At 65.0% G+C, this 17,322-nt stretch carries 16 protein-coding genes; 2 read left to right on the plus strand and 14 right to left on the minus strand.

Annotated elements, in window-relative coordinates; genetic code table 11:
- Positions 1-2: 2 nt before the first annotated feature.
- The 3 genes from ctaD to F0311_RS15720 all read right to left on the minus strand — a co-directional run bounded on the left by ctaD (position 3) and on the right by F0311_RS15720 (position 3,388).
- A complete protein-coding gene (ctaD, locus tag F0311_RS15710) occupies positions 3-1,727 on the minus strand; it encodes an aa3-type cytochrome oxidase subunit I (protein ID WP_150462897.1) in 1,725 nt (574 codons plus the stop codon).
- Between the two features lie 2 nt (positions 1,728-1,729).
- Positions 1,730-2,644, minus strand: coding sequence for an aa3-type cytochrome oxidase subunit II (ctaC, locus tag F0311_RS15715; protein WP_223881421.1), 915 nt, complete (start codon positions 2,642-2,644; stop codon positions 1,730-1,732).
- Between the two features lie 348 nt (positions 2,645-2,992).
- On the minus strand, positions 2,993-3,388 hold the full coding sequence (locus tag F0311_RS15720; protein WP_150462898.1) for a HesB/IscA family protein: 396 nt from the start codon (positions 3,386-3,388) through the stop codon (positions 2,993-2,995).
- Between the two features lie 115 nt (positions 3,389-3,503).
- On the opposite strand from F0311_RS15720, the gene F0311_RS15725 reads away from it, so the two are divergent.
- Positions 3,504-4,127, plus strand: coding sequence for a DUF3043 domain-containing protein (locus F0311_RS15725; protein ID WP_150462899.1), 624 nt, complete (start codon positions 3,504-3,506; stop codon positions 4,125-4,127).
- Positions 4,128-4,160: 33 nt separating this feature from the next.
- Here F0311_RS15725 and F0311_RS15730 read toward each other — a convergent pair whose 3' ends face one another.
- Positions 4,161-5,261, minus strand: a complete 1,101-nt coding sequence (locus tag F0311_RS15730; RefSeq protein WP_150462900.1) for a quinone-dependent dihydroorotate dehydrogenase — start codon at positions 5,259-5,261, stop codon at positions 4,161-4,163.
- A gap of 45 nt (positions 5,262-5,306) precedes the next feature.
- On the opposite strand from F0311_RS15730, the gene F0311_RS15735 reads away from it, so the two are divergent.
- Positions 5,307-6,341, plus strand: coding sequence for an alpha/beta hydrolase (locus F0311_RS15735; RefSeq protein ID WP_150462901.1), 1,035 nt, complete (start codon positions 5,307-5,309; stop codon positions 6,339-6,341).
- A 73-nt stretch (positions 6,342-6,414) separates the two neighbouring features.
- Here F0311_RS15735 and F0311_RS15740 read toward each other — a convergent pair whose 3' ends face one another.
- The 10 genes from F0311_RS15740 to hrcA form a co-directional block, all read right to left on the minus strand.
- Entirely contained in the window at positions 6,415-7,245 is an 831-nt protein-coding gene (locus F0311_RS15740; RefSeq protein ID WP_150462902.1) for an isoprenyl transferase, read from the minus strand.
- Positions 7,242-8,081, minus strand: a complete 840-nt coding sequence (gene recO / locus F0311_RS15745; RefSeq protein WP_150462903.1) for a DNA repair protein RecO — start codon at positions 8,079-8,081, stop codon at positions 7,242-7,244. Before recO ends, F0311_RS15740 begins: the two co-directional genes overlap by 4 nt.
- A 26-nt stretch (positions 8,082-8,107) precedes the next feature.
- Positions 8,108-9,853 carry a 2-isopropylmalate synthase gene (leuA, locus tag F0311_RS15750; RefSeq protein ID WP_150462904.1) on the minus strand — a complete coding sequence of 582 codons (1,746 nt, stop codon included), beginning with the start codon at positions 9,851-9,853 and terminating at the stop codon, positions 8,108-8,110.
- 346 nt (positions 9,854-10,199) lie between these two features.
- Positions 10,200-11,159, minus strand: coding sequence for a GTPase Era (era, locus tag F0311_RS15755; protein WP_150462905.1), 960 nt, complete (start codon positions 11,157-11,159; stop codon positions 10,200-10,202).
- Positions 11,143-12,588 carry a hemolysin family protein gene (locus F0311_RS15760; RefSeq protein WP_150462906.1) on the minus strand — a complete coding sequence of 482 codons (1,446 nt, stop codon included), beginning with the start codon at positions 12,586-12,588 and terminating at the stop codon, positions 11,143-11,145. Before F0311_RS15760 ends, era begins: the two co-directional genes overlap by 17 nt.
- The gene (gene ybeY, locus F0311_RS15765) at positions 12,585-13,112 is read right to left on the minus strand and encodes an rRNA maturation RNase YbeY (protein WP_150462907.1); all 528 of its coding nucleotides are present in this window, start codon (positions 13,110-13,112) and stop codon (positions 12,585-12,587) included. The genes F0311_RS15760 and ybeY overlap by 4 nt, the downstream gene beginning before the upstream one ends.
- The gene (locus tag F0311_RS15770; RefSeq protein WP_449580831.1) at positions 13,109-14,143 is read right to left on the minus strand and encodes a PhoH family protein; all 1,035 of its coding nucleotides are present in this window, start codon (positions 14,141-14,143) and stop codon (positions 13,109-13,111) included. The genes ybeY and F0311_RS15770 overlap by 4 nt, the downstream gene beginning before the upstream one ends.
- A 146-nt stretch (positions 14,144-14,289) precedes the next feature.
- Complete coding sequence (locus F0311_RS15775) at positions 14,290-15,135, minus strand: 16S rRNA (uracil(1498)-N(3))-methyltransferase (RefSeq protein ID WP_150462908.1); 846 nt, start codon at positions 15,133-15,135, stop codon at positions 14,290-14,292.
- A gap of 13 nt (positions 15,136-15,148) precedes the next feature.
- Positions 15,149-16,273 (minus strand): molecular chaperone DnaJ, encoded by a 1,125-nt coding sequence (gene dnaJ, locus F0311_RS15780; RefSeq protein WP_150462909.1) that lies wholly within the window; start codon positions 16,271-16,273, stop codon positions 15,149-15,151.
- 13 nt (positions 16,274-16,286) lie between these two features.
- A complete protein-coding gene (gene hrcA, locus F0311_RS15785) occupies positions 16,287-17,318 on the minus strand; it encodes a heat-inducible transcriptional repressor HrcA (RefSeq protein WP_223881422.1) in 1,032 nt (343 codons plus the stop codon).
- Between the last annotated feature and the right edge of the window lie 4 nt (positions 17,319-17,322).

Raw genomic sequence — 17,322 nt, forward strand, 5'->3', positions numbered from 1 at the left:
GCTCAGATACCTGCCTTGTCTTTCTGGTCAGCGGGGCCGAAGACCTTGCCTGCCGGGGTATGCAGGCTGTGCCGTTCGGAGAGCTCAGGATGGTGCAGATCCAGTGCCGGGCGCTCCGAGCGGATCCGCGGCAATGAGTGGAAGTTGTGCCGCGGCGGCGGGCAGCTGGTGGCCCATTCCAGGGAACCGCCGAAGCCCCAGGGGTCGTCCACGAGGACCCTCTTGCCCTTGCGGTGGGTGATCCATACATTCCAGAAGAACGGGATGAGGCTGGCGCCCAGCAGCATGGAGAACACGGTGGAGAACTGGTTCATGGCGGTGAAGCCATCCTCGACCAGGTAGTCGGCGTAGCGCCGCGGCATGCCCATCACGCCGAGCCAGTGCTGGATCATGAAGGTGCCGTGGAAGCCGATGAACAGCATCCAGAAGCTGATCTTGCCCAGCCGCTCGTTGAGCATCTTCCCGGTCCACTTGGGCCACCAGAAGTAGAAGCCTGCGAACATCGCGAAGACCACGGTGCCGAAGACCACGTAATGGAAGTGGGCCACCACGAAGTAGGTGTCCGAGAGGTGGAAGTCCAGCGGTGGGGAGGCAAGGATGATTCCGGTCAGACCGCCGAAGAGGAAGGTGACCAGGAAGCCCAGGCTCCACAGCATCGGTGTTTCGAAGGTGATGGAACCTCGCCACATGGTGCCGATCCAGTTGAAGAACTTCACCCCGGTGGGCACCGCGATCAGCATGGTCATCAGAGCGAAGAACGGCAGCATCACCGCACCGGTGACGTACATGTGGTGCGCCCAGACGGTCACCGAGAGGGCGGCGATCGCAATGGTGGCGTAGACCAGGCCCTTGTAGCCGAAGATCGGTTTTCGGCTGAACACCGGCAGGATCTCGGAGATAATGCCGAAGAACGGCAGGGCGATGATGTAGACCTCAGGGTGCCCGAAGAACCAGAACAGGTGCTGCCAGAGGATTGCACCGCCGGATTCCGGATCGAAGATGTGGCCGCCGAAGCGCCGGTCCAGGCCGAGTCCGAACAGAGCTGCTGCCAACGGCGGGAAGGCCATCAGCACCAGGATCGAGGTGATCAGGGTGTTCCAGGTGAAGATGGGCATCCGCCACATGGTCATGCCCGGAGCGCGCATACAGATGATGGTGGTGATGAAGTTGACACCGCCGGCGATGGTGCCGAAACCGGTCAGGGCCAGGCCGAAGACCCATAGGTCTCCACCGACTCCCGGTGAATAGGTGGTGTCAGACAGCGGGGCGTAGGCGAACCAGCCGAAGGATGCTGCTCCCTGCGGGGTGAGGAAACCGGCCACGGCCACCAGGGACCCGAACAGGAACAGCCAGAAGGCCAGAGCATTCAGGCGCGGGAAGGCCACATCGGGTGCGCCGATCTGCAGCGGCATTATCACGTTGGCGAACCCTGCGAACAGCGGGGTCGCGAACATCAGCAACATCACCGTGCCGTGCATGGTGAACAGCTGGTTGTACTGCTCCTTGGTCTGCAGGAACTGCATACCCGGTTCAAACAGCTCAGCCCGGATGATCAACGCCATCACGCCGCCGAGGCAGAAGAACAGGAAGGAGGTGATCAGGTACATGTACCCAATGGTCTTGTGATCAGTGGTGGTCAGCCAGTTGACCACAATCCTTCCCTTGGAGACCGGCACGGACCGGGAGACCTCACGGGAATCGTCGGCGGAGTACTCCATCGTCGTCATCGTCAGTTATTCCCTCCGGGAAAGTCCTCAGCCTCATGCAGGTCTTCGGAGTCGTGCAGATTGGGGTTGCGGTTGTACTCATCACCCAGGTGGCCCTCATCCAGGGTCTCGAGGTAGTCGATGAACTCGTCCTCCTCGACAACAGCCACGTTGAAGAGCATCTCGGAGTGGTACTCGCCGCAGAGCTCGGCGCATTTGCCGTCGAAGACCCCGGTCTCCTGCGGATTCAGGTAGATATAGGTGGTACGGCCAGGAACCATATCGCGCTTCTGCAGGAAGGCGGGCACCCAGAAGGAGTGGATGACGTCGCGGGACTTCAGCGCGAAGGTGACGTCGTGGTCCACCGGCAGGTAGATGGTCGGCAGGGTCTCCCGAACGCCCTCCTCACCAGTCAGGTGCGCCTGGACTCCGGTGTCATGGACCTCGTACTCGGTACCGTCTGCCGCAGTGTAGGTGTAGTTCCAGTCCCAGGCCCACTGCTTCCCGTAGACCTCGATGGTCATATCCGGGTTTTCATAGGGCTCGTCAACTGAGCGCTGAACCTGATCGGTGTAGAAGAAGAACACTGCCACCATGACCAGCGGGACAATGGTGTACATGATCTCCAGCGGCACGTTATAGGCCAGCTGGCGAGGGTAGCCGGTCTCGCCCTTGCGGCGGCGGTAGGCCACCATGCACCAGAGCATCAGGCCCCAGGTCACCACACCCACGACCAGGGCCGCGATCCAGGAGTTGACCCAGAGGCTGGTCAGCTCCGCGGTGTTGGAGGTGATGTTCTCATGCTCGCCGGGCAGCCAGCCGCGGCGTGCGGGGTGATCCTCTGCGCAGGCGGTGAGCACCAGCAGTGCTGCACCGACCAGGGCCAGCGACTTGGCCGTTCGGCCGAAGCTGCCGGTCTGCTTCTGCGATGAACTCACAGACGGCCCTTCCTCTTTCACTTGTGTGCGAGTGACTCGCGCACCATCACTTGGGTCTGGACACAGGCCTCACCGGCCGATGTCAGCGACATCTTTACGCTGAGCACAAGACTACTACGAGTTGTAGAGCACATGGGGGACCGCGACACCGCCGCAGACCACCCGGATACGCAGAAACCCGCGTCCCTCTGCGGAACGCGGGTCTCAATATGACTTCTACATTACGTAGTAGAAGTTAGTGGAAGCTGTCACCACAGGCGCAGGAACCCGTTCGGCCGCTGCCCACGCCACGTATTGCGCGCCGCGGGTCCCCTGCGGCCTCTCTTACACGGTGGCTGTCAAGAATGCTCAGTGGAAGCTGTCACCACAGGCGCAGGAGCCACCAGCATTGGGGTTGTCGATGGTGAAGCCCTGCTTGGAGATGGAGTCCTCAAAGTCGATCTTGGCCCCTTCAAGGTAGGGGACGCTCATCTTGTCCACCACGACCTCCACTCCGTCGAACTCGCGCAGTGCATCTCCGTCGAGGATCCGCTCGTCGAAGTACAGCTGATAGATCAGCCCGCTGCAGCCGCCTGGCTGGACAGCTACCCGCAGCCGCAGGTCGGTGCGTCCCTCCTGCTCCAGCAGAGAGGTGACCTTCTGGGCCGCGTCCGCCGAAAGCTCCACCTGGTGGGTCTTGAAGCCTTCGACCCCGCTTCCGCGGATCTCAGTGGTCTCAGCAGTTTCCTCAGTAGCAGTGCTCATGGTCTCCCCTTATATGGTCGGCGACACAATGCTCGGTATGCACACTACCAACACTGGCCAGGCAGCGCTCATTCCCGTGTGACGCACTGCACCGGATGACCAGTACACTGGTTCGGTGCTTGGTTTCAAGAAGAAGAGTCAGAACGAGACCGCTGAGGCGGCTACCACCCCTGCCCGCGAGGTCGCTGAGCCCGAAGCGGACCGGCCCAAGAAGAACCTCCCTGCCAAGAAGGGGGTGCCGACTCCGCGGCGTAAGGACCAGGAGGCCGCTCGTCGCCGCCCGCTGGTGCACAACGACCGCAAAGCAGCCCGCCAGGCGCAGAAGAAGGCCGTCGCTGAGCAGCGGGCCAAGATGCGTCAGGCCATGGAGACCGGCGAGGAGAAGTACCTGCCCGTCCGCGACCGTGGTCCGCAGAAGCGCTGGGTGCGTGACTATGTAGATGCCCGCTACGGAGTCGGCGAATGGCTTCTGGTCCTCATGCTGGTCTTCCTCTTCGCTTCCTTTATGCTCACCATGGAGACCCGCGCCATGGTCACCTATCTGATGTTCATGCTCATGCTGGCTGTCTTTGTGGAGCTCTTCTGGGTGGGCCGCAAGGTTCGCAAGGGCCTGGGTGCCAAGTTCGGACCGGAGAACCTGGAGAAGGGCGTACGGTTCTACGGAGCGATGCGAGCCCTGCAGATGCGCCGGCTGCGCCTGCCCAAGCCCATGGTCAAGCGCGGCGAGTTCCCGAGTTAGTCCCGATCGCGCTATCGCGACCATCACAACACCTTAGAGCCGGCTGCTCGCTGTGGCTTGCAGCCGCACGATGCCTCGGTTGATGCGGCGGGCCCAGAAGGGGCCCTGGTAGATGAACGCGGTGTAGCCCTGCACCAGGTCCGCGCCCAGTTCGAGCCGCTCCGCAACGTCTTCAGCACTCACCACACCTCCTACGGAGATGATGACGACGCCCGCCGACAGTTTTCCACGCAGCCTCACCAGCACCTGCTTGGAACGTTCCGCCAGCACCGGGCCGCTGAGCCCTCCCGCTCCGGCTGCCTCCACCTCAGCAGCTGAGGTCTGTAGCCCCTCCCGGGTAGTGGTGGTGTTGGTGGCAATGATCCCGTCCAGCCCAAGTTCGGTGACCAGATCAGCCACGGCGTCGATGTCCTCATCAGCTAAGTCCGGGGCGATCTTCACCAGCAGGGGCACATGGCGACCCGCAGCGGCGTCGGCCTCCTCCTTGACTGCACGCAGCAGCGGTCGCAGCGAGTCGATCTCCTGCAGTTGTCGCAGCCCGGGAGTATTCGGGCTGGAGACGTTGACCACCAGGTAGTCGGCCAGCGGGGCAAGGGTGCGGGTGGAGGTCAGGTAGTCCTCCACAGCGCCTTCCAGAGGCACCACCTTGGTCTTGCCGATGTTGACTCCGATCACCGGTGTATGACGGCCGGCAGCACGCAGACGTTCGAGACGGCCTCGGGTCTGCTCCAGGCGCTGCCGCACCGCTGCAGCGCCGTCATTGTTGAACCCCATCCGGTTGATCAGGGCCCGGTCGGTCACCAACCGGAAGAGCCGGGGGCTGTCGTCATTGCCTGACTGTGCCTGGGCAGTCACCGTGCCGATCTCGATATGGCCGAAGCCCAGGCAGCTCAGCGGCAGCACCGCGGAGGCACCTTTGTCGAAGCCTGCGGCCAGGCCGAAGGGTGAGGGGAAACGCTGGCCCAGCACCTCTACCGCCAGCTGATCTCCCGGCCGGGTCAGCACCTCCAGCACTCGTCCCACACCGACCCGGCAGGCGACGCGCAGCCCGGAGACCACCAGGTGATGGGCCTGCTCCGGGTCAATCCGGGAGAACACGGCACGGAAAGCCAGACTGTAGAGCGGAGCAGACATGATCCTGATCCTATCGCCGAAGCAGCTGCTCCGTAGACTGGGACTATGGATGTGCTGACGGATCTCACCACAGACCTGCTTCAGGACTCAGCACCGGGCGAATTGGTGCCCGACTATCTGCCGGGCTGCTCCCGGATGACTCTGCCATTGGGCGAGGACTTCGAAGGACCGCTCTGCGCCACCCTGGTGCGCTTTGAACAAGAGCCAGCGCAGCCGCAGCTGGCCCCGGTGCTGCAGATTCACGGCTGGAGCGATTACTTCTACAATCTGGTTCTCGCCCGGGCCTGGGCGCAGCGCGGCCACCGGTTCTACGCCCTGGACCTGCGCAAGTACGGGCGCAGCCTGCGACCCCACCAGACCCCAGGCCATATTGAGGATCTGGCCGAGTACGACGTCGAGATCAATGCCGCCTGTGCCCAGATAGCTCAGGAGAATCCCGACTCCCCTCCCCCGGTGGTGGCCGGCCACTCCACCGGAGGACTGGTGGCCGCCCTGTGGGCTGAACGGCACCAGGAGAAGACTTCCGGCCTGGTGCTCAACTCCCCCTGGCTGGAGCTGCCGGGCCACTCTCCCGCACGTGCAGCCGCTGAGGGGATCGTCACCCCGCTGACCCGGGTCAATCCCACTGCCACTCTGAAGCTGCCGCGGCTGGAGAACTACTGGGAGTCGCTGTCCTCGGAGGCTCACGGGGAGTGGGCGCTGCATCCGCTGTGGCGGCCCCGGAAGTCCTTCCCCATGACCATAGGCTGGCTCAAAGCGGTCTTCGCCGGGCACCGGCAGGTGCGGCAGGGTCTGGACATGGATCTGCCGGTACTGGTGCTGCTTTCAGCCAAGACGGTCTACCGGGCGCAGTGGACCCCGGAGTACCAGGAGAATGACGGAGTGCTGGATGTGGAGCTGCTGGCCCGGCGGGCCCCCAAGCTCAGCCGCAGCGTGACCATTGCGCGGATCCCCAAGGGGATGCATGACGTCTTCGCCTCTGCCGAACCGGTGCGGAAGGTCGCGTTCGAACAGACCGACCGCTGGTTGCGCGGGTATGTGGATTTCACGGTCAGCCCGAAGAGCGCCCTTGAGGAGTGAAGGCCACCGCCGGCGCTGAGGCGGCCCCCCGGGGTTGTGAACCCTGCAACGCGCAGCGGTTGTGCCGACCACCTCAGGGAGCGAGAGGGGTTTCTCCTCCGTCGGGGCTGATTCTGTCCACCGCGGCGCCGTAACGGCGGTCCCGCCGGGCGTAGATCTCGATGGCCTCCCACAGGGTGGTGCGGTCCACATCGGGCCAGAGCGTGTCCAGGAAGACAAACTCGGCGTAGGCAGACTGCCAGAGCAGGAAGTTGCTGATCCGCTGCTCCCCGGAGCTGCGCAGGAACAGATCCACATCCGGCACATCGGGCTGCTGAAGATGAGCGGCGATGGTGGACTCGCGGATGCGCTTGGGATCGAGCTTGCCTGCTGCGGCTTTCTCCGCAATGCTTCGGACAGCATCGGTGATCTCAGCCCGTCCTCCGTAGTTGACGCACATGGTCAGTGTGGTCCGGGTGTTGTGCTTGGTCAGCTCCTCGGCGGCCTGCAGCTCTCTGATCACTGAGCGCCACAGTTTTGGCCTCCGGCCGTTCCAGCGGATGCGCACACCCCAGGAGTTGAGCACATCGCGCTGTCGGCGCAGCACATTTCGGGAGTAGCTCATGATGAACCGGACCTCATCCGGGGAGCGCTTCCAGTTCTCGGTGGAGAATCCATAGACCGAAACATGCTCGACGCCGGCTTCGATGGCCCCTGCCATCACTTCCATCAGGCTGTGCTCGCCAGCCCGGTGACCCTCGGTGCGCGGCAGTCCGCGCTGGTTGGCCCAGCGACCGTTGCCGTCCATCACCACTGCCACATGCTTGGGGATCAGCTCAGCGGGCAGCTCCGGCGGGGTGGCACCCTCCGGGTGCGGCCAGGGGTCCTGATAGGCGGCGTCGTCGTTCTCTGCGGCACGGGTCACCTGCTCATTGTGCCAGTCACCGCCCGAGTGGTCGTACTATGACCATCGGCTGCCCTGTGCTGCTGGCCCTTCCGCTGGTCGTCTTCGTGGTGGGCGTAGGCGCGCAGCGAGGTGAGCCGGCGCTCCAGGTGGTGCTGGGCGTAGTCGGTGATCACCGCCACCGCCTCATGGCGGATGTCGGCGGCGGCCCCGTCGGTGGCCTCCCAGTTCCCGTGCTGCAGGGCGTGCAGGAACTCAGGGGTTCCGGCTGGCAGGCTCCGGCTGCCCGGCGGCCGGCAGGCGGCACAGACCGGGCCGCCTGCCGCAGTGTGGAAGCCCGGGTGCGGCCCCGGTTCCCCGCAGCTGACGCATGCCGACCAGGTCACCGCCCAGCCGGCGGAGCTCAGCGCCCGCAGCAGGTAGGAGCCCAGCACCAGGTCGGGGGCGTGGACCCCGCGGGCCAGGGCTGAGTAGGCTCCGTGCAGCAGATCGAACTGCGAACGGTCGGCGGTGTCCGCGGCATCGGTGAGCCGCTCGGCCGCCTCGGCCATCGCCGAGGCCACCGTGTACTTCTCATAGTCGGAGGCGATCATAGTGCCGTAGGCAGACCGGCCCTGGGCCTGGGTGATGATGTCCAGGCTGCGCCCGTGCACCAGCTGCAGGTCGGCCACCATGAAGGGCTCCAGGGTGGCGCCGAACTTTGAGCTGGTCCGGCGCACCCCCTTGGCCACGCCGCGCACCAGCCCGTGGAAAGCGGTGAGCACGGTGATGATCCGGTCGGCCTCGCCCAGCTTCTGGGTGCGCAGCACGACCCCGATGTCCCGGTAGCTGCGCGAGGCGAAGGTGGATCCAGCCATAGGCCTAAGGCTACTGCTGACCGGGGTCAGGCATCGCGCAACGCGCGGTTCACCGCGGAGACCACCGCCTGCAGGGAGGCCAGGGTGGTGTTGTAGTCGATGCCCACACCCCAGAGCACCCGCTCGCCGATGGCCAGCTCCACGAAGCTGGCGGCCTGGGCGTCACCGCCGGAGCTCATGGCATGCTCGGTGTAATCCAGCAGCCGCACGTCCACGCCCTCTGCGGCCAGGATCCTCAGCAGAGCGTCGATGGGCCCGTTGCCGGCCCCGGTGATCCTGCGCAGGGTGCCGTCCACCTGAAGCTCCAGGTCCATGGAGAATCCGCCGTCAGCGGTGGAGGAGGTCTCCACGGTGCCCAGCCGATAGAAGCCCCACTGCTTGGTGCCCTCCTCGGCGGGCAGGTACTCGTCGGCGAACATCTGCCAAATCTCCTCAGGGGTGACCTCCCCGCCCTGGGTGTCGGCCCGGCGTTGGATGACCCCGGAGAACTCGATCTGGGCCCGGCGGGGCAGTTCGATGCCGCGTTCGGCCTTGAGCACATAGGAGACTCCGCCCTTGCCGGACTGGGAGTTGACCCGGATCACCGCCTCGTAGCTGCGGCCGATGTCCTTGGGGTCGATCGGCAGGTAGGGAACCGCCCAGGTGATCTCATCGCGGGGTCTGCCCTCTGCCTCGGCCCGGGCGTCCATATGGGCGAAGCCTTTGTTGATGGCGTCCTGGTGGGATCCGGAGAAGGCGGTGAACACCAGGTCTCCGCCGTAGGGCGAGCGCTCGGGCACCGGCATCTGGTTGCAGTGCTCCACGGTGCGGCGGATCGCATCCATATTCCGGAAGTCGATCTGTGGATCCACCCCCTGACTGAACAGGTTCATGCCCAGGGTCACCAGGTCCACATTGCCGGTGCGCTCTCCGTTGCCGAACAGGCAGCCCTCGATCCGGTCTGCCCCGGCCTTGTACCCCAGCTCCGCGGCGGCCACCCCGGTTCCCCGGTCGTTGTGCGGGTGCAGGCTGAGAATGATCGAGTCCCGCGGGGTCAGGTGCCGGTGCATCCATTCGATGGAGTCGGCGTAGACATCGGGGGTGGCCATCTCCACGGTGGCCGGCAGGTTCACGATCACCGGCTTCTCCGGGGTGGCCCCGAAGATCTCCACCACCTCGTTGGAGATATGGGCGGCGAAGTCCAGCTCGGTGCCGGTGAAGGACTCCGGGCTGTACTGGTAGACGATCTCGGTGCCCGGGTGATCGGCGTGCAGCTGCTCCTCGAACTTCTTGCACAGCCGGGCGCCGGTGGTGGCGATGTCCACGATCCCGGCCTTGTCCTGTTTGAACACCACTTCACGCTGCAGCACCGAAGTGGAGTTGTACAGGTGCACAATGGCCCTCGATGCCCCGGCGACCGCCTCGAAGGTCCGCTCGATCAGGTGTTCCCGAGACTGGGTGAGCACCTGGATGTAGACGTCGTCGGGAATCTTGTCCTGCTCGATGAGCTGGCGCACAAAGTCGAAGTCGGTCTGGGAGGCAGAGGGGAAGCCCACCTCGATCTCCTTGTAGCCCATGGCCACCAGCAGGTCGAACATGCGGTGCTTGCGCTCCGGGCTCATCGGATCGATCAGCGCCTGGTTGCCGTCGCGCAGGTCCACCGCGCACCAGCGCGGTGCGGTGGTGATGTGCTGATCCGGCCAGGTTCGGTCGGGCAGGTGCACGGTGATCTGGTCTTGGAAGGGGACGTACCGCTGATAGGGCATTCCGGAGGGCTTCTGCAGTGTGCGCATGGTGAACTTCTTTCCGTCTCGGGTGAGGGTCTCTGGGGCGGGCCGAGGAATCCGGGTCAGATACCGGTGATACTCCGCAGCAGGGATTCGGCCTCGAGAAGTTCTTGCGCTGGTTCCTTCAGAGGCGCGCAAGCTCTTCCCCGCTGCGGCGGAGAAGTAGTAGCTCTAGTAGCGCGCGCTGAAAGTTCTGCACATCCATGAACCTAACACAGATCACGACGACGCCGGGACCTGTGCAGCGAAGCTTCCTATGAGCGGAGTGCTCGCGCTCCGCGACTTCAGGCGTGAAGTCCGGCGCAAGCCGGACGAGAGGCGAGCGCGACATGTGCGCGCCGCCGGAACTAACTCAGAAGCCCAGGCGGTTGAGCTTCTTGGGGTCGCGCTGCCACTCCTTGGTGACTTTGACATGCAGGTCCAGGTAGACCGGGGTGCCCAGCAGCTTGCTGATCCCCTGCCGGGCCGCCGCTCCGATCTGCTTAAGCCGAGATCCGCTCCGGCCGATGATGATGCCCTTCTGCGAGTCCCGCTCCACGTGGATGGTGGCATGGACGTCCAGCAGCGGCTTCTCTGCGGGGCGCCCCTCGCGCGGATTCATCTCCTCCACAGTCACCGCGATGGAGTGCGGCAGCTCATCACGCACATCCTCCAATGCAGCTTCCCGGATCAGCTCGGCGACCATCACCTGCTCGGGCTCATCGGTGAGCTCCCCGGAGGGGTACAGCGGCGGGGAGAGCGGCATCATGGCGGTCAGCTCATCGATCACGACGCCGACCTGCTCGCCACGGACTGCTGAGACCGGGATGATTGCCGCAAACCCCTCTGCCTGCTCGCCTTCCCCTGCCAGGTGGTCTCTGCCCAACTGATCGACTGCCATGAGCTGGGCGGCGACCCGGTCCCTGGGCACCTTATCGGTCTTGGTGACCAGGGCGACCACCGGCTTATGCGGAAGCTTGGTCAGCTGCCCGGCGATGCACTTGTCCCCCGGTCCGATCTTCTCATCAGCTGGGAGGCAGAATCCCACCACATCGACCTCGCTGAGTGTGTCGATCACCAGGTCGTTGAGCCGTGAGCCCAGTAGGGTCCGGGGCCGGTGCAGCCCGGGGGTGTCCACCAGCACCAGCTGAGAGTCCGGGCGGTGCACAATGCCGCGGATGGTGTGCCGGGTAGTCTGCGGCTTGGAGCTGGTGATCGCCACCTTCTCCCCCACCAGCGCGTTGGTCAGGGTGGACTTGCCGGCGTTGGGCCTGCCCACGAAGCTGGCGAACCCAGCCTGGTAGGTGTCGCTGTACTCAGGAAATTCGCTCATCGACACGCTCCTGCATCTCCGGGGTCTCATCTCTGGTGGCCCCATCCGCCCTGAGGTGGCCCGCCCCGCGGCTCCCACTGCGTCGCGGGTCCCGGAGATCTGGGGCGGCGTCTTCGGTGCCATGGCCCCCGCGGGCTCCGCGCCTGTCCTGGTGCTCCCAGGCCAGCACATGGCTGACCCGGTTGCGGCGGCCGGTCAGCCGGTCGGCATGCAGCACCACGCCGTCGATCTCCACCTCGGATCCGGCGATCGGCACCCGGCCCAGCATCTTGGCCAGCAGGCCGCCCACGGTGTCCACATCCTCCTCATCGTCGAGGTTCAGGTCGAAGAGCTCGGCGAAGTCTGCCACACCCATCCGGGCAGAGACCCGGTATTTGGCGTCGTCGAGCATTTCGACCTCGGCGTCCTCACGATCGTATTCGTCCACGATCTCGCCGACCAGCTCCTCGATGAGGTCCTCCATAGTCACCAGTCCGGCAGTGCCGCCGTACTCGTCGATGACGATGGCCACATGGGTGGATTCGCGCTGCAGTTCGGAGAGGAACTCGCCCACCGGCTTGGACTCGGGCACATAGCGCACATCGCGCTGCAGTTCTTCCACGGTGATGCTGGAGGAGGTCCGGCCGGCGAAGCGTTCAGCGGCCCGCCCGGTGCGCAGCTGGTGTTCCAGGTAGGCGACATCCTTGAGGTAGATCATGCCGGTGATGTCATCGGCGGAGCCGCGGATCACCGGCATTCGGGAGGACCCGGAGCGCAGGAACAGGGTCATCGCGGCATCGAGGTCGGCATCGGTTTCGATGGTGACCATATCGGTGCGTGGCACCATCACTGAGCGCACCCGGGTATGGGACATGTCCAGCACTGATTCGATCAGCTCAGCCTCGGAGTCCTCGATCACATCAGACTCGTTGGCCCGGGCGATGTACTCCAGCAGCTCATCGTCGTCGAAGAAGCCCTGGTCCCCTGCAGTGCCGGGAAGAATCCGGCTGCCTGCGGCGGAGAGCCAGGCCGGCAGCGGGCCCAGGGAGAGCCGCAGCCCGCGCACCATGCGGGCAGTGGCTGAGGCTAGGGCTAGGTGATGGGCCCGGCCGATCTTCCGCGGGGAGATCGCCGCGGAGAGCACACCGAGTACAGCCAGCACGGCCCCAGCGGTCAGTGCACCGAGCTCCACATCACCCATGACCCGGATGAGCGTGATGGTGATCAGCACGATGGCTGCGGTGGTGAGGATCCAGCGCCAGATCTGCAGGGCCAGGGTGTGCGGGACTGGTTGGCTGAGGATCTGTTCCACGGCGCGGGAGCCGTGCCGTACAGCGATCTCCTCGGCCTCCTTGCGGGTGAGCCGGATGAAGGCGGCCTCGGCAGTGGAGAGTAAAAAGCCCAGCACCGCGGCGGCCGCGGCGGCAGTGATCAGCAGAGCTACGGTCACCCCTGGCTCACCTGCGCTGCCGGCTTCGCTGCGGCGTCCTCGGTCTCAGTGGGCACCGGGGCAGGGCGGCCCAGAAAATTCTCCAGCAGCTGGGACTGCAGCGAGAACATCTCTGCCCGCCCGGCGTCGTCGTCATGGTCGTAGCCGAGCAGGTGCAGCACCCCGTGGGTGGTGAGCAGGCAGAGCTCATCGGTCAGGGAATGTCCGGCTGTCTCCGCCTGGGCTGCAGCCACGGCGGGGCAGAGCACAAGATCGCCCAATATCCCTTCAGCCACCGGGGCATCGGCGGCCCCTGGGGTCAGTTGGTCCATGGGGAAGCTCATCACATCGGTGGGGCCAGGAAGGTCCATCCAGTCCAGGTGCAGACGCTCCATCTCGGTCTCATCCACCAGGGTCAGCGCCAGCTCCACCGACGCGGCCAGGTGCAGTTGCGCGTAGAGAAAGGCCGCCAGGTCGGTGAGTTCGGCACAGTGCTCGGCAGTGATCAGCGCAGAGCCCGAGGCATCGTCGAGGGTCAGGGTCATCGCCGCGGGCCACCCCCGCGGCGTCGGCGCTCCTGTGATGACTGGGCGTTCTGGTGCTTCTCGTAGGCGTCGACGATCCGGCCTACCAACTCGTGGCGGACCACGTCCTGGGAGCCGAACCGGGAGATCGCGATGTCCGCTACACCCTCCAGGATGTCCAGCACAGTGCGCAGCCCGGAGTCGGTGCCACGGGGCAGGTCCACTTGGGTGATGTCTCCGGTGACCACGATCTTGGAGTTGAAGCCCAGACGGGTCAGGAACATCTTCATCTGCTCGGCGGTGGTGTTCTGCGCCTCATCCAGAATGATGAAGGAGTCGTTGAGCGTGCGGCCGCGCATATAGGCCAGTGGGGCCACCTCAATGGTTCCGGCGGCCATCAGCTGGGGGATGGATTCCGGTTCGATCATGTCGTAGAGCGCATCGTAGAGCGGGCGCAGATAGGGGTCGATCTTCTCGTTGAGCCCGCCGGGCAAAAAGCCTAGCTTCTCCCCTGCCTCCACGGCAGGGCGGGTGAGGATGATCCGATTGATCTCCTTGGCCTGCAGGGCTTGGACCGCCTTGGCCATCGCCAGGTAGGTCTTGCCGGTGCCGGCCGGGCCGATGCCGAAGATCACCGTGGACTCATCGATGGTGTCCACATAGGCCTGCTGGTTGACGGTCTTGGGGCGGATGGTCCGGCCACGGTGGGAGAGGATGTTGGTGGTCATCATCCGGGCGCTGGTGGGTGCCTCCTGGGCGCGGACCATAGTGGCGATCTGCTCGACCACATCCTCGGTGGCGGTGGTGCCGGAAGCCGCCAGAGTCTTCAGCTGGGTGAGGATCTCGACCATCTGGTTGGTGTCCTCGGCTGCCCCGGAGACGGTGATCAGCTGGTCGCGCAGCCCGATCGAGACTTCGGGATAGAGTCCGGCGAGGATTCGCAGGGCCATATCCTGCACGCCGAGGGTGCGGAACATGGTCTCGGGGTCGGCGAAGTGCACTTCGCGCTCAACAACGGTCGCGGAGATCGTCTCGGTAATCAGATGCCTCACTTGCTTAGGATTCAGGTCTCTCTAGGATACGCCGCCGTCTCTGCAGAGGCACACCTAGTATCCCCAACGCTTTTTCAGGCGCTTATTGGATTGTCAGGCAGCTATGAGCTGCAGATTTTCCAATAACCCCCTGACACTCGGGGAGATCAGGGTTGAGCAAGCGTCCCCCAGTCGCCGCGGAGCAGCTGGATTGCTGAGATACCGGCCGGTCCGGCGGTGGAGGCGCGCAACACATTCTTACCGAGCAGAGCAGTCCGTGCCCCGGCCTGGGTCAGCTGTTCAATTTCCTCATCACTGATCCCACCCTCAGGGCCAACCAGGATGTGCAGTTCCTCAATCTCTTCATCGGCTGCCCATGAGAGATCATCGTAGAGAAGTCCGAAGTCCCAGCAGAGCACACTCAACAAGCTGCGACTCTCACGCTCATGCAGCACCAGCGCTGCAATCTTCGGCGGTTCCTGGTCGAATCCGGTCACTGCCTCGTTCATGCTCTGCAACCACTGGCAGTACTGGGTGGTGGTGTGCAGGGGGCGCACCTCGGGGATCGCAGTGCGCCGGGTCTGCTTGGCCGCAGACCGGACGGTGTTCTCCCATTCGGCGTGCTTCTTGGCCTCACGCCCGGCCTTCCACCGGGCCACCGAGCGCTGCGCATCCCAGGGGATGACGGCGTCTACGCCGAGCTCAGTGGCGGACTCCACCGCCTGCAGGTCGCGCTTGTCCTTGGCCAGGGCCTGGACCAGCACCAACGCCGGCCGCAGCACCGGCTCATCAATGAGCTCACGCACCTCCACATGCAGTTCCCCTGCCCTGGTACTGAGTACGACGCCGTCTGCCCGCCGGGCTCGGGTATCGGAGAGCTGGATCGGCTCCCCGGTCCCCAGCCGCATCACAGTGGCCGCGTGGTACCCCTCAGCTCCACTCAGGGTGACCACGGAGCCTGCTGCAGCGCCGTCGAGCGCCCCAGGGCTGAGGTGGAACAGCGGTGCGGTCACAGCCAGCAGGTCCTCATACGGACTCCCAGGCCTCGCGGAGTTTGGCGAAGACCCCTTTGTGCTGGGTGTGCGACTCGTTGGCCTCCTCGCCGCGTTCTTCGGCCAGCAGGCGCAGCAGCTCCTTCTGCTTGTCAGAGAGCTTGGTGGGGGTCTCCACCTTCAGGTGGACCTTGAGATCCCCGCGTCCCATCCCGCGCAGATGGGCCACGCCCTTGCCGCGCAAGGTGATCACCTCGCCGGACTGGGTGCCCGGCTTGACCTCGATCTGCTCGGTACCGTCGAAGGATGCCAAGCTCACTGTGGTGCCCAATGCGGCGGCGGTCATCGGCACGGTGACGGTGGCATGCAGGTCGTTGCCGCGGCGGGTGAAGACGTCATGGGCACGGATGTCCACCTCGATGAACAGGTCCCCGGGCGGTCCGCCGGCGATCCCTGCCTCGCCCTCCCCGGCCAGGTGAATCCGGTTGCCGCGGTCCACTCCGGCGGGGATCTTGATTTTCAGGGTCTTGCGCTCGCGTACCCGGCCCTGGCCGTCGCACTCTTGGCAGGGATCCTCGATGATGTTGCCGAATCCGGCACAGCGGGCACAGGTCTGGGTCTGGATGACGGTGCCCAGGATGGAGCGCATGGGCCGCTGGGTCTGGCCCGCGCCGTGACAGTCGGGGCAGGTGGTGGGGGATGTGCCTGGTCGCATGCAGGAGCCGCTGCACTCTGGGCAGGTCACCGCAGTCTCCACCTGCACCTCTTTGGTGGTGCCGAACACGGCGTCGCCCAGGTCGATCCGCACCCGGATCAGGGAGTCCTGGCCGCGCCGAGTGCGGGAGGCTGGCCCGCCGGAACCGCCACCGCCGAAGAAGGTCTCGAAGATGTCGCCGAAGCCGCCGAAACCGCCCTGGCTGCCTCCGCCGAAGCCGGCGGGCTTGCCGTCAGGATCGCCGGTGGCGTCGTAGATCTGCCGCTTCTGCGGATCGGAGAGCACCTCATAGGCTCGGCCGAGCTGCTTGAACTGGTCCTCGGCGTCCTCCGCGGTGTTCACATCCGGGTGCAGCCGACGGGCCTTCTTGCGGTAAGCCTTCTTGATCTCTTCGGTGGGGGCGTTGCGCTCCACGCCCAGCAGCTGGTAGTAGTCAGTTGCCATCAGGTGTCAGTTCTCATCCTTCGGAAAGTATGCGGGACAGGTAGCGGGCCATGGCGCGCACCGCGGACATGGTGGTCCCGTAGTCCATGCGGGTGGGGCCCACCACACCGAGCTTGGCGCCCGCCCCAGTTTCTCCTGAGGCGTATTCGGCGGCCACCACGGCGGTTTCTTGCAGCGATTTGTGGGAAGTCTCCTGGCCGATCCGCACCGAGAGGCCCCGCTGGTCCTGCTGCATCTCGTGCAGCAGTCGCAGCATCACCACCTGCTCCTCGAGTGCTTCCAGGATCGGTCCGATAGCTGGTCCCAGGTCACCGCCAGACTTAGCGAGGTTAGCAGTCCCGGCCATGATGATGCGATCCACCCGTCCGGATTCCAGCATGCTGGTCACCGCATTGCCCACCACCGCCATAGTGGTCTGCAGGGCGGGCTCCACCGAGGAGATCAGTGAGTCCACCGGGATCGGCAGGGCGGAGGCTGACCGGCTGTGCAGCTGCTCAGAGAGCTTCTGACCGATCCGGTGCAGGTCATCCTCGGCTGCCGGCTGGGCCAGGGTGACCATGCGCTGCTCCACCTTGCCGGTGGAAAGAATCAGGATCACCAGAGCCTTCTGCGGGCTCAGCGAGACCACATCAATATGCCGGATCTTCGCTGAGCTGTACTGCGGGTGCTGGATGACCGCCACCTGGTTGGTCAGCATGGCCAGCAGCCGCACGGTCTGCTCCAGCACGGCCTCGGGGTCGTCGGCGGTCTCAGCCAGGATCTCCATGGCTCGGCGTTCGGCACGGGTCAGCGGACGCACCTCGGAGATCCGGTCCACGAACAGCCGATATCCCAGGTCGGTGGGGATCCGCCCGGCTGAGGTGTGCGGGGCGGCGATCAGCCCGTCCTCCTCCAGCTGGGCCATATCGTTGCGGATGGTGGCCGGGGAGACCTCCAGGTTGTGCCGTTCGACCAGCGCCTTGGAGCCCACCGGCTCCCGGGTGTGCACATAGTCCTCCACGATGGCACGCAGCACCTGCAGTCTGCGGGTGTTGTTGTCTGGCACGGCA

Source organism: Nesterenkonia ebinurensis (assembly GCF_008711175.1).
GTDB lineage: Bacteria > Actinomycetota > Actinomycetes > Actinomycetales > Micrococcaceae > Nesterenkonia > Nesterenkonia ebinurensis.